The organism is Ruminococcus champanellensis 18P13 = JCM 17042, assembly GCF_000210095.1.
GTDB classification, from domain to species: domain Bacteria; phylum Bacillota; class Clostridia; order Oscillospirales; family Ruminococcaceae; genus Ruminococcus_F; species Ruminococcus_F champanellensis.
This window is the reverse complement of the sequence record NC_021039.1, coordinates 586,609-599,160: the sequence shown is the minus strand read 5'-3', so window position 1 is coordinate 599,160 and position 12,552 is coordinate 586,609. Positions and strand designations below refer to the sequence as shown.

11 protein-coding genes are annotated in these 12,552 nt (G+C 53.9%); 2 read left to right on the top strand and 9 right to left on the bottom strand.

Translation table 11 applies throughout. The features are described 5' to 3' along the window. Nucleotides 1–4 precede the first annotated feature (4 nt). The 7 genes from RUM_RS11905 to RUM_RS02625 all read right to left on the bottom strand — a co-directional run bounded on the left by RUM_RS11905 (nt 5) and on the right by RUM_RS02625 (nt 8,376). Nucleotides 5–604 (bottom strand): sortase, encoded by a 600-nt coding sequence (locus RUM_RS11905; RefSeq protein WP_015557677.1) that lies wholly within the window; start codon nt 602–604, stop codon nt 5–7. Further along, nucleotides 591–1,469, bottom strand: a complete 879-nt coding sequence (locus RUM_RS02650; protein WP_015557676.1) for a Cna B-type domain-containing protein — start codon at nt 1,467–1,469, stop codon at nt 591–593. The genes RUM_RS11905 and RUM_RS02650 overlap by 14 nt, the downstream gene beginning before the upstream one ends. Then, a complete protein-coding gene (locus RUM_RS02645) occupies nt 1,456–2,319 on the bottom strand; it encodes a class C sortase (RefSeq protein WP_015557675.1) in 864 nt (287 codons plus the stop codon). Before RUM_RS02645 ends, RUM_RS02650 begins: the two co-directional genes overlap by 14 nt. Before the next feature lie 69 nt (nt 2,320–2,388). Beyond that, nucleotides 2,389–4,029, bottom strand: coding sequence for an isopeptide-forming domain-containing fimbrial protein (locus tag RUM_RS02640; RefSeq protein WP_015557674.1), 1,641 nt, complete (start codon nt 4,027–4,029; stop codon nt 2,389–2,391). Nucleotides 4,030–4,077: 48 nt separating this feature from the next. Continuing rightward, nucleotides 4,078–7,443 (bottom strand): Spy0128 family protein, encoded by a 3,366-nt coding sequence (locus tag RUM_RS02635; RefSeq protein WP_015557673.1) that lies wholly within the window; start codon nt 7,441–7,443, stop codon nt 4,078–4,080. Between the two features lie 79 nt (nt 7,444–7,522). Then, nucleotides 7,523–8,098, bottom strand: a complete 576-nt coding sequence (lepB, locus tag RUM_RS02630; protein ID WP_015557672.1) for a signal peptidase I — start codon at nt 8,096–8,098, stop codon at nt 7,523–7,525. Further along, the gene (locus tag RUM_RS02625) at nt 8,095–8,376 is read right to left on the bottom strand and encodes a hypothetical protein (RefSeq protein WP_015557671.1); all 282 of its coding nucleotides are present in this window, start codon (nt 8,374–8,376) and stop codon (nt 8,095–8,097) included. Before RUM_RS02625 ends, lepB begins: the two co-directional genes overlap by 4 nt. A 496-nt stretch (nt 8,377–8,872) precedes the next feature. Here RUM_RS02625 and RUM_RS02620 point away from each other — a divergent pair, with 496 nt between their 5' ends. Beyond that, the gene (locus RUM_RS02620) at nt 8,873–9,892 is read left to right on the top strand and encodes a macro domain-containing protein (RefSeq protein ID WP_015557670.1); all 1,020 of its coding nucleotides are present in this window, start codon (nt 8,873–8,875) and stop codon (nt 9,890–9,892) included. Between the two features lie 91 nt (nt 9,893–9,983). Then, a complete protein-coding gene (locus RUM_RS02615) occupies nt 9,984–10,634 on the top strand; it encodes a vWA domain-containing protein (RefSeq protein ID WP_015557669.1) in 651 nt (216 codons plus the stop codon). A gap of 117 nt (nt 10,635–10,751) precedes the next feature. Here RUM_RS02615 and RUM_RS02610 read toward each other — a convergent pair whose 3' ends face one another. Both RUM_RS02610 and RUM_RS02605 read right to left on the bottom strand, forming a co-directional pair. Further along, nucleotides 10,752–11,555, bottom strand: coding sequence for an ABC transporter permease (locus RUM_RS02610; RefSeq protein WP_015557668.1), 804 nt, complete (start codon nt 11,553–11,555; stop codon nt 10,752–10,754). Beyond that, complete coding sequence (locus tag RUM_RS02605; protein ID WP_015557667.1) at nt 11,548–12,462, bottom strand: ABC transporter ATP-binding protein; 915 nt, start codon at nt 12,460–12,462, stop codon at nt 11,548–11,550. Before RUM_RS02605 ends, RUM_RS02610 begins: the two co-directional genes overlap by 8 nt. Nucleotides 12,463–12,552: the final 90 nt, after the last annotated feature.

Below are 12,552 nucleotides of genomic sequence, written 5' to 3'. Positions count from 1 at the left end.
GCCTTTATTTGATCTCATGACAGCGCACCGTCATACGCAGCTGACCGTTGTAGGTACAGGTATACAGGGACAACTCCCAGGGGCTTTGGATCATATCTGCCACAGCCCCCGGCTCCAGGATCTCAATCTGATCCACCTGATACCGGTAAGTCACCTGATCCATATCCGTAAACAGCACCGGATCCCCCTGCCGCAGCGCCTTCAGCTTGCCAAAGCCCTTGGCATAATTGTGCCCGGCAATGACCAGATCCCCGGTGTACACAGAGCCGTAATACCTGCCCGGAGCAATTTTCAGCCCCGCCTTGCTCCAGTGATCCATCACCGGCAGTTCCGTATCTAACGTGGGGAAAGTCAGATAACCGATGTAATCATAGCCGTTGATGCTGACCGTCCGCATGGAAGGCACCGTCTCCTCCGGCAGAATCACCGGCGCAGTATGCGTGCTGCCGGATGCGTCCTGCTGCAGCTGGGCAAGCACCTGTTCAGCCTGTTGCTGCGCCCGGGCATCCTCCTGTTGATTCCGGATCCCAAGTCCGGCAGCTCCACCGATGCACAACACCCCAAGAACGATGCACAGTCGGGAAAGCAGCTTACGCCCCTGCATGCTGCTTTTTTCTCCCCAGTGCAACCCCTGTCAGCAGCAGTGCACCACCCAGACATGCAAGCACAGGAACCGGCCATTTCAGCTGCCCGGTCTGCACCAGCTTCGGGGTATTTTCCACAATGAAGGTGTTCCCCTCCCGGCGATAGCTGGGCGTGTAATTGGGCACCTCCACCTCCCGGACAGTCCAGTCATCGCTTTGGGGCACGGCGCTCCACATGTGGCTCCACTGATTCTCCTCCGACAGGGTCACAGTGTCCACCAACTGACCGCCCCGGCTCAGCATGACCTGGATCTGTTCCGGCCGACCGGTGCCGTCATCATTCCACACTTTCTTTACAGTCAGATCGATCAGAATCTCCACGCTGACCTTCGGGGTTGCGTCCACATCGTAGCAGATCTGTCCCCCATCCAGATAGGGGATGCAGGAAAAGAAAGGGGCGGACTTTGAAAAATAGGGCACCTCATTGGTCTGTGCCACCAGATACAGTCCGAATGGCACCTGGGAAAATGCGACCCTGCCCTGGTCATCGGTGGTGCCGGTCATCCCTGTCAGTCCTTTGTCACTGATAAATTGCAGCATCTGCGCTGCCGCATCCGTCTGCCCAAGCGTATCCAGATCCACGCCGCATGCAGCGTAGGCATCCGTGTAGTGGTACAGGGTCTGTTCCTGGTTGAATTCCACATCCGCTACCCGGTACAAGGTGATCTCCGCACTCCGCAGCGGTGCCGCACCGGCGTTGAAGGTGGCAGAGAATGAGCCGTACTCCTTGTCCGATACATCGGCAGCAGCAACCCCGCACCAGGGCAGCAACATACACAACACCAGCAGCAGCGCCGCCGTCCAGCAATATTTACTGCTTTTCATGCACAATCAGTCCTTCCTTGCGTAATTTCTGTTTCAATGCGCTGCGCCGGCTCTTGATCAGCATCACCACTGCGATCCCCAGCAGCATGGGGGCAGCAACTGCCGGCGTCACAATCAGTGGATCGATCCGGTACGCCTCATTGGCAATGTAACGGGGTGCCGCATCCTCCGGCGTTTCGATCCGAACGCCCCGCACCAGCAGTCGATGGCTGTTGATGCCATAGGGAGTGCAGGTAAACAACGTACAGTAATCCTTTCCGGGAATCAGCTGCAGATCTGTAACATCCGTAGGGTCCACGATCTTGACCTGATCCACCCGGTACATCACCACCCGGTTCAGCACGGTGATGGTGAACAGGTCCCCGGGTTCCAGCTTATCCAGATCCGTAAACAGACGGGCACTGGGCAGTCCCCGGTGACCGGACAGCACCGCATGGGTACCCTCGCCTCCGATGGGCAGACTGGTTCCCGGCAGATGCCCTACAGCACTTTGCAGCACGTCCGTTTCCACTGTGTGATACACAGGCAGCTCCACCCCGATTTTATCGATGGTCACATAGCCCATAATGCCGGTTCCGGTAATGTCCAGCGCCTCCAGGTATCCGGATACCCGTTCCGGCTGATAGAATGCCCCCTCCGTCCGGGCAAGGGCATCGTTGTACGCCCGGGCTTCGGCAAAGATCTCATCATAATCCGCTTCCGACATATGGGATGCGATCTCGTCATAGGAGGCAATGGCCTTGGACTGGTGCTTGGCGTTGATATACTCACTGATGACCGGATATAACAGCAAGGAGATGCCAACGAAAAATGCGGCAGCTATCACAGCAGTTGACACATAACGCTTCATTGACATCCCCTCGTTGTTAAAAGGAAAGCAGGGCAGCGGAGAGATCCTCCGCTGCTTGCTTTACATCATTCAGTTCTGATCCGCCTTATCCTCTACGGACAACTTCTTCTTGGTGATTGCCATCACAGCAGCACCGCAAACCAGCAGACCGCCGATGACATAGAAGATGGTGGTACCGATGCCGCCGGTGATGGGCAGAACGGAGCCCTTGTTGTTCTCTACCGTCAGCTTCACCATGTCATCCTCAAAGGTTGCATTGGAGCTTACCGTCCAACCACAGCCGGTTTCGGAAGGTGTTGCAGTAATGGTAACAGTGATGGGAGCAGTCAGCAGGTTATAGCCGCCCAGGGTTTTCAGCTCGGTGATGTAATAGGTACCTGCACCCAGTCCCTCGAAGGTGATCAAGCCGTTTGCATCGGTTGTGCCGCTTGCGGTAACCTTCTGCATCTTTGTCTGCTCGGTGGTATCCGTTACTTTTGCATACTTTACAGAGGTAGAAACATACTTGCTCTCGGTTTCAGCAGTGGGATCGGTTTCAGTAAAGGTGCCGTCCTTCAGCTGATAGTATGTACCAGCCGCATCCTGCTTGAAGTATTCACCCTTGGATACAGCGGTCTTGATGGAAGTACCGGTGATCTGGAACTCAACGCCTTCCAGCTTGACGTTGTGGTCTGCGCCGTCCACCTTAGTCAGCTGCAGCTTGGTGGAGTAGGTCACGGTCACATGCTCCGGTGTTACGCCAACCGGGTCAGTGGTATCCGGCTCATTGTCGCCCTTGTAGTCCACGTTGGGGTTGTTGGAATAGGTCAGTTTTACGGTATTCTTGTTGCCAGCCTGCGTCAGGTCAGCCTTTTCGTTCAGAGTTGCGGAGTAGGTCACTACAATGTCCTTGCCGGCTTCGCTCTTGTACTGGATGAAGTCCTTGATGACGATCTTCATGGTGTTTGCTGTGTCGTCATAAGTCACATCGTAAGCATCCGCAGCCAGGGTAGTGGTGCCGATCTTGATGGCTACGTCCTTGTTGTAGGTCAGACCAGCGGTCATGCTATCGTTCAGTACGAAGAAGTACTTGGTGTAGCCCTGCATCTGGGGAACCTTGGATGCGATCACGAAGGGAACCTTGTCGCCGATGGTTGCTTCATTGGCTGCAACGCCGGTGGAAATGTCCGTACCGATCTTCTTGTCAACGGTGGGGTGATCCGCCTTGGGATTGACTGTTACGTCCTTTACCACCTTGAGGATGTTCAGAGACAGCGCATCGTCTGTTACGGTGGTAACATCCTTCAACAGGTAGTAACCAGCCGGAACAGTGATCTTACCGGAGCTGGAGGTGGCTGTAGCAGTGGTCAGGAACTTGCCTGCCAGCTTTGCAAAAGCCACTGCTTCATCGGAATCATTCGTGAAGGCTGCCAGCTTCTCCGCCACTGTCTTTGCGTCTGTGCAGGATGTAAAGGACGCATTCTTTTTCAGCTCCGTCAGAAATGCAGCCCCGTCAATGCCGGTGCCCCATTCGATATCGGACAGGGTGTTGCCGTCCAGGTTGCCCTGGAAGATCTGATAGGCTTCGTAGGTACGGTCAATGTCGCCTGCCGGCTTGTTGATGGTGATGGTATAGTCAGCCGCTGATGCGGTCAGACCCATCGCAAACGCCATGGTGAATGCCAGTACGCATGTGAGGAATACGCTGAAAATTCTTTTTGTCGCTTTCATAAATCTTACTCCTTTTTGTTGATATTTTGATGGGGATTCCGGGAAGTCCTATGCGCTCGACCTCCTTTTGCTCCGGATCAATTTGTATGAATACAGCCCGCTTGCCAGAATCAAAAGAGATCCGCCCCCCAGAAACGGCACCAATCCTACGCCGCCGGTGGCGGGCAGGGTATATGCAATACTCTGGTTTTTGATGATGATTGGCGTTTGTGCTGTGTTCGACGAAACATACATATCAGAATAGCTGGGCGTGAACCCAGTCATGGGATCCTCCTCCACGAAGTATTGATAGATCCTGTTGGACACCTGCCCCAGCTCTGCACCGGAAAGGGTTTTGATCCAGCCCTCTGCGGCGGTGATCTCGATCTGCTTATTCCAGGCGTCCAGATGCCAGTTATCCGCATTCTGCTGCACGTCTGCGGGAATGGTCTTCCCGGTCACGGTAAAGCTATAAAATTCCGGATTGTTCAGCAGAACCCGACCTGTGTTCTGTTCTACAGAAATATCCATGCCCGCCGGTGCAATGATTACCTCATCCAGGAACAGATCCGAGAACTTATCCGTGCCTTCCTCTCCATTGGCGTCAACCTGGAGCTTCATAACCGTACAGTCCGCAGGAATAGTCAAGCTTGCATTGCGCAGATGAATCCAGGAGCCGGAAGAAGCCGCAGCCACCGCAGCGATGCCCAGATAATTTGGCACACCGGCACTGTCCTCATAGTACAGAGTCAGATTCAAAGGTGCGGTATGGTCTGCGCCGAGATTATGCGTCGTTGTGTTGTCGGACTCTGTATAGACAGCCGCCCGGTTCAGATAAGCACTGAAGCTGTAGGTCTGACCTGGCTTGATGACGCTGGAATCCAGTGTAAAGGAAGCACCCATCCAAGCCTTTGTCCGGTTGTAGATTTTCAATGCATGGTAGCCGGAACCGGTGGCTGCATAGTTGGTACTATAAGCGCTTCCCGGCTTTGCATCCCCCGTGCATGTCCAATCCTCCTGAGTGTCTTCAAAGGTGTGATGCAGCAGCAGCTTGGTGGAATCCATTACATTGTCACACCGCACCTGAACCCGCGCACCCACCTGGATATCCTGCACGGTGAATACCCCATTGGCATAGGCTGCACTGCATTTCTCTGCACTGACTACGGAAACGTTTTCCGCCGTTCCCTCCGTAACCCCCAGTGTAAAGGTGAAGCTGCTGCCCACATAGGCAGGCTGCTTGTACTGCTCCAGCAGCGCACCGGCAGGGGAAACCACCTGGATGGTAACCGGGATCTCCACTTCCTTGCACTGCCGCTGAAGCGATGCGGAAACCGACTGTGCCGTAGGCGTGCCCTGCATGGGCGTACCGTCCGGCGCAAGCCACTGTTTCTGTATGCTGAGGGTAATGGCGTCCTTTGAGGTATTGGTAATGGTATATTCCAGCGTACCGCCATTCTGCCCGGAGGTGTATCCGGCAATATAGCCATCGGGGATATCCACCTCCTCCACCCGGTAAGAATAGGTGCGTCCGGCATACTGCACCGGCAGCTTTGTGTAGCTCCATTTCCAGCCGGATGCATCATTCAGATAGAACTTACTCTTGCCGTCGATGGAAACCAAAGCGTCCGGCTGACCGCTTTCAGTGCGCCAGATCCGGAAACCGATGGCGTCCGCCTTGTGATTCACAGTACTGCTGTCGCTCCAGACCTTCTGTACGCTGATGGGCATGTACCGCTCCGTCACCGCCGTATTGTGGAATACAGGAGCACTGCCGCCGGCGTATGCCATGGATGCGGACAGATTGCCTTGGGCATCCGCAGTCACGGTGACTGTAACCTTTTCCGTGTGACTGTCGTAAAAGATCCCCCTGGAATAGGGCTTGCCGTCAATCTGTACCGCCTCGCTGGGAATACTCTCCCGGATGGTGTAGGTGTAGGTACCGGGCATCAGGAAATACTGGGATTCAAAGGTAACCTTCCCGGTTGTATCGCAGTACTGCCGGTCAATCAGCTTTCCGTCCTTGTCCAGAAGCTCGAACCGGAACTGGTTTGTGCCGATGCTGCCGTTGGTCAGTTGCTTGTGGGCAGTCGGTTCAACGGATGCAGGCTCCACTGTGATAATCTGGTTCACGTTCGCCATCAGATTGAAGTCCAGACCGGAGTGATCCGGACACTTGTTGTTTGCGTCCACCACGCTCCGGTGATTCATATTAAACACGGCGCTAAGAATGGTAACATCGCTTTCGCCGGTGCTGTCGGAGATATCCGTTTCCGTCTGACTGCTCTGCACGCCATCCTTTGTGACGGTCACGATCTGTTTTCTGGGCTTCAGCAGTAGCTGCACATCAAATTGTGCGTGATCCACCTCACTGCGCTTGAACCACTTTTCCTCCTTTTCCATGCACTTATACTTGGAGGTCAGCTCGTACTGAGTCTCCCCAGGCTTGCCGTTTGCCTGATAGTCCGTGGATTCATAGGTCTTAATGAGCGACCCGGCAGCGTTATAAATGTAACAGTGATTTACGCCTGAAATATAGGAGTCAAAGATCTGACGGGTGGTGACCTGATTCCCGTTCTGGTCTGTCACGGTGCGCTTGATCTCGTAATAGCCGCCGTCCGTGATCTCGATATCCGCATGGTCGTAGTGGAAATCCTTCAGTTCCTCTTTGGGAACCGGTACAGAAACGTAGAAGGACGACTGATTGCCAAAATAAATCACACCCGTACCGGCTTTTGCAGTCGAATATGTCTTTTCGATTTTCTTGGTACCGTCCGCCAAAGTTGTGGTGGTTGCTGTTCCCGCAACCAAAACGCCATCAGGACTTGAACTGCTCCAGAATCCATCAGTATTGGAACTGTCCGTGTAGATACAGAGCTCCACCGTATCTCCCACCTGGAGAATATAGGGGCTCTCTTCAGAGTTTAGAATATACTTGCCGTCATTTGTCCCAGGAAGCCCCAAGTTAGCCAGATACTCATGCACCGTATCCTTGCTCCGCTCACCCAAAGCGGTTTTTACATAGATTACATTCTTTTCGTAGGAGGCGGAGGCATCCGCCAGATAATTGGGCAGCTGAACGGTTTCCCGCTCCGGCTCTGTTGCCGGTTCCGTGGGATCCTCCGTGGGGGTCGTGATCTCCACCACCGGCGGCCCATTGTTTGCCGTATCGATCCCGGTGCATGCCACCGTATGTATATGCTCCGGCAGAGTGCAGATCAACTGACTGCCATCGGCTGTATCCGCATAGCATGCAGCACTGTGCTGATGCTCCTCCATGCCGCAAACGGTTTCATTCGCCATGGTAATGCCCACGCCCCGCAGCGTCCATGCCACAGAGCAGGCTACCACAAGCCCCAGGATCAGCAGGAGCCATGCAAGCCGTATATTGCGTTTGTGTCTTGCCCGGATGTCTGTAACGTAGCTGTCAGTCATACTTCTCACCACGCTTTTTGCCAGTGTCTATCCAATTCCCAGTTGATTACTGGGAATTTAGCTGATGCCAAAAGTTAATTCAGCCTCCGATGGGCCAAACCTGAAACAGAACGAATCCAACGATCTGATCCTGATCCACACAGCCGATCTCACTGCTTCGGCTGTCGATGGAGGTGCTCCGATGATCCCCCAGGACAAACACCTTGCCCTCCGGCACCTGGCACGGAAAGGTCACATCGCATTCCCCCAGGGTCTTGTCCGACACATAGGGCTCATCCAACAGGACACCGTTTACTGTCACGTTGCCCTCTGTATCAATGCTCACCACATCCCCGGGCAGTCCGATGACGCGCTTCAAAAGCATCTTGTTCTGCCAGGAAATGCAGCAAAGCTGGGACCGTTCGTAGCTCTTGGATTTCAGGAGAACCAGTACATCTCCATCGCTGAGGGTGGGTTCCATGCTGTTGCCGGAAACCTGGATCACCGGTAAAAACAGGGTGGACACCAGCACCGCCACTGCGGCAATCACCGCCAGCACAGAGAGGGTGCTGATGAAAGCACGTTTGTAGCGCTTGCGGTACTGATCCTGCTGATAGGCGCGGGAAACCTGTTCCGGAGAGGGAAGGGAAACCTGCTGCCTGTTGCGCCTGCTCATGTTGTATCCGCCTTCTTTTCCGGCTCCGGCGGCGGATTGGCCGCCCGGATATGCTCCAGATAAGCGTCCGCCGTTTTCTGCGCCGCTTCAAAGATACCGGTCAGCGCTGCGGTAGCCTCCGCAATACTGCCTGCCTGCTGAATCTTCAGATTTTTTTCATCCAACTGCGCCTGCAATGCCTCTACCCGGCTTTGCAGCGCCTGCTCTCGTTTTTGATACTCATAAATGATTTCAATCAGCTCGCTGCGTTTCAAGCGTTTGAATTCTTTATCAGTCATATGAACACCCCATGGAGTCCCTGTCCAGGCATGCATCCATACTGAAATGTTACATTTGTGCTGCATTCGTTTCACTTCTGTGCTGCACATAACATTGGGACTCCTTATTACATTTCTATCATAGCAACTTTTCAAAGAGGGTTCAATATCATTTTATGCTGTATTTATAGCACTTTTGTGCTATTTCGAGAATGAACGGACTAAAATATACATATCGTATAATAATTTCGTATATTATAATATATAAAACGGAAATAGTTTGAATTTTTCTGCTATGATCGTATCTATTTGAGAAGAATGCGAGGCTTGATTCAGAGGAACCGCCGGAAATCAGCCCTTACGGCGTAAATTTGTTCTGCACCAACTTCTTCCCCGGCAAGCATATAATTACAGAGCGTAAAGGTTTACTACTGAAATACACCCCGTTTCGCCGAATTGCGTTTTTCAGAAAAATGTGATATAATGCAAAAAAACTCATCCGAAAGGAAGGTGCGTCATGCCTTTACAAATCATCCGACAGGACATTACCCAAATGAAAACCGACGCCATTGTCAACGCTGCAAACTCCACCCTGCTGGGAGGCAGAGGCGTGGACGGCTGCATACACCGGGCTGCCGGACCGGAGCTGCTGAACGCCTGCAAGGCGCTGGGCGGCTGTCCCACGGGAGAAGCCCGGATCACGCCCGGCTTCCGGCTGTCCTGCAAGTACATCATCCACACGGTTGGCCCCCTATGGCAGGGTGGACACGCCGGGGAACCGGCACTGCTGAAGTCCTGCTACCGGAATGCACTGACCCTGGCTCTGGAGCATGGATGCCGGAGCATTGCCTTTCCTCTGATCTCTGCCGGTGCATACGGCTATCCGAAGCGCCAGGCACTGCAAATTGCTGAGGATACCATTCTGACGTTTCTGGAGCAGCATGAAATGGCGGTATACCTGGTGCTGCTGGATCCAGGTGCCGTTGTACTGAATGAGCCCTATGCCACGGAGCTGCCTGCATTTGTCCGGCAGATGCTCCGCAAGGGGCAGTCCCCCTCCCGGACTCATGGATTCCCCCTGCGCCGGCGGAAGGCTGCCGCTGTGCCCACGCTGGAAAGCACCCTGGAGGAGGACGCATGCCCCCAGGCGGCATTCTGCATCCCCTCCTCCCTGAACGAACGGCTGGCGCAGATCGATGAGAGCTTTTCCCAGATGCTGCTGCGGAAGATCGATCAGCTGGGCATGACGGATTCTGCATGCTACAAGCGGGCGAACATAGACCGGAAGCTGTTTTCCAAGATCCGCAGTGACATGCACTACAAGCCCAGTAAGTCAACTGCCGTGGCGTTTGCCATCGCCCTGCAGCTAGATGGGCAGGAGACCGGGGAACTGCTGCGAAAGGCGGGCTTTGCCCTGTCCAACAGCAGCAAATTTGACATCATCATCCAGTACTTTATTGCCAAAGGGAACTATAATATCTTTGAGATCAACGAAGCCCTGTTCGCCTTTGACCAACCCCTTTTGGGCAGTCGGTAAAATGTCGCTCTCCATGCGACCTGCCGGAGCGCAGAATCCTCTATACTATGGTTGTAAGGAATCCACACAACACCTATGAGGAGGATGCATTATGGCAAACAACACAACGGAACTGGTTTTCATTCTGGACAGAAGCGGCTCCATGGCAGGGCTGGAAAGCGACACCATCGGCGGCTTCAACGCCATGCTGGACAAGCAGAAGCAGGAACAGGGCGAGGGCTTCGTCACAACGGTGCTGTTCGATGACCGGTGCGAGACCCTGCACGACAGAAGGAAGCTGTCAGAGATGGCGCATATCACCGACCGGGACTACACCGTCCGGGGATGCACAGCACTGCTGGATGCAATGGGCAGCACCATTACCCACATCCGGAGCATTCACCAGTACATCCGACCGGAGGATGTGCCTGCCCACACGGTTTTTGTGATCACCACGGACGGCATGGAAAACGCCAGCCATTCCTATACGCTGGAACAGGTCAGGGGCATGATCCAACAGCAGAAGGAGGCAGGCTGGGAATTTTTGTTCCTGGGCGCAAATATAGACGCCCTGCAAACCGCTGCCAGCATGGGAATCCGGGAGGATCATGCCGCCCAGTATATGTGCGATGCAGCAGGCACCCAACTGAATTTCGACGCAGTGAGCTGTGCCGTATCCTCCGTGCGGGCAAATTGCTCCGTGGGGCGGGAATGGAAGAAACGAATCGAGGAGGATTTCCGCACACGCAGCAAAAAGCATTAAGGCAATGCTGTGCAATCTTTGTGCGGGTTGCCTTAACAAAAAGCAGACAGGTTACCCCTGTCTGCTTTTTTGATTGTGGATGCTCCCGGATCAGTTGAAAGTACCCGCCCAGGGAGGTCAGCGCATATCCCGCTTATTCAGCAGCAGACAGGCAAGAGCAGCCGCCACGCCGGCGTAGCATACAAACAGCACCAGCAGGGACCAGGTGTGCTCCGCACTCCGAATGCTGAACAAATAGGTATCCAGGAAGTACTTTGTTACATTGGGATTCTGTACATGCAGGAACTTGCGTGCCAGGAAATTCAGGGGCATTGCTGCAAGCGCAGCCATATTCATGCTGGCGCACACGCTGTAGGTAACCGCAAGGGCTGTGCCCCGGGCAAATGCTGTGATGAACTGGACGATAAACAGGAAGGTCAGCAGTAGCAGGAAGTGCATCCCCATGTATCCAAGGGTTGTTCCCTGCAAGCCCAGCCCCGTATCCGGATAGAAGCACTTGAACAGGATCGCCACAACAAGAAAGTTGACAAGGCTCACTGCCAGCACATAGATCCCCAGGGACAGGATCCGGGGCAGAAGCACGGAGGAGCGGTTGTTATACTGGGTCACGATATTCTTCACATAGCCGTGCTTTTCGTCAGAATTGTAGAATATGGCAGTAAAGATGCCGAAGATCATCATGGGAAAGCCGTTCTGCACCACACCCAGATATTCGTCCAGGATACTGGTTTCTGTCTCCGGCTGCTCTTCCTCCATAACCACAGAGGTGTCACCGTCCATTGCCATAGAATCCGTCATTTTGTCGATCATATAGTTGACGGAAAGGGTGAAGGCTGTCAGCCCCACCAGGATAATCATGCAGACCCACGCCACCTTGGTGCGGAGCATTCTATATAAGTACAGCTTCGTCAGATTAAGCATTCTGGTTTCCTCCTGTGATCTTGAAGTAATAGTCCTCCAGCTCCGTGGCAACGATTCTGGACTGGACAATGGTGCAGCCGTCCAGGATTAGCTGCCGGTTCATGGCAGCGGTTTCATCCAGCCGCTCGAACACTTGCACGGTTTCCTTGTCCATAACCTTGAACCTGGTATAGCCCATTTTCTCCAGGGATACGCTGACCTGCTCCGGCTGTGGGGTGATGATTTCCACATAGTTGGAACACTTATCCATCAACTGCGCATGGGAGATCTCCTGCAGCAGCTTGCCGTCGTGGATAATGCCAAAGGTATCCGCCAGCTTGGACAGCTCCTCCAGAATGTGACTGGAGATCATGATGGCAAGATGTCTTTCCTCCTTGAGCCGCACGAACAGCTGCCGCATTTCTGCAATGCCTTGAGGATCCAGTCCGTTGATGGGCTCATCCAGCACCAGAATGTCCGGATTTCCCACCAGGGTCATGGCGATGCCAAGCCGCTGCCGCATGCCCAGAGAAAACGCCTTTGCCTTCCGGTTCCGGGCATAGCTGAGTCCCACCAGCTCCAGGATCCCGTCAATGTAGCCCTTCTGGTCAATGCCCGTCATCAGGCACTTGCACTTGAGATTCTCATACGCCGTCATTTCATAGTACAGCCCCGGCTCCTCAATCAGACTGCCGATGCGGCTCCGCAGCTTCCCGGATTCCTGGGCGGATTTCCCAAACAACTGGATGCTGCCGCTGGTGGGGCAGGTCAGTCCGCAGATCATTTTCATGCAGGTGGTTTTCCCGGCACCGTTTCTGCCGATAAAGCCGTAGATCTCTCCTCGCTTTACATGCAGGCTCACAGCATTCGCCGCCAGATGCTGCCCGTACCGTTTGGTCAGATCCTTGGTTTCGATGATATAGTCCATTTGCAACTTCCTTTCTTCCGTTGATGTTCTCATTATAACACGTCCCCATAAAAAATGCGTCAAAAAAGGGTAAAGATTTGATTAAGGCAG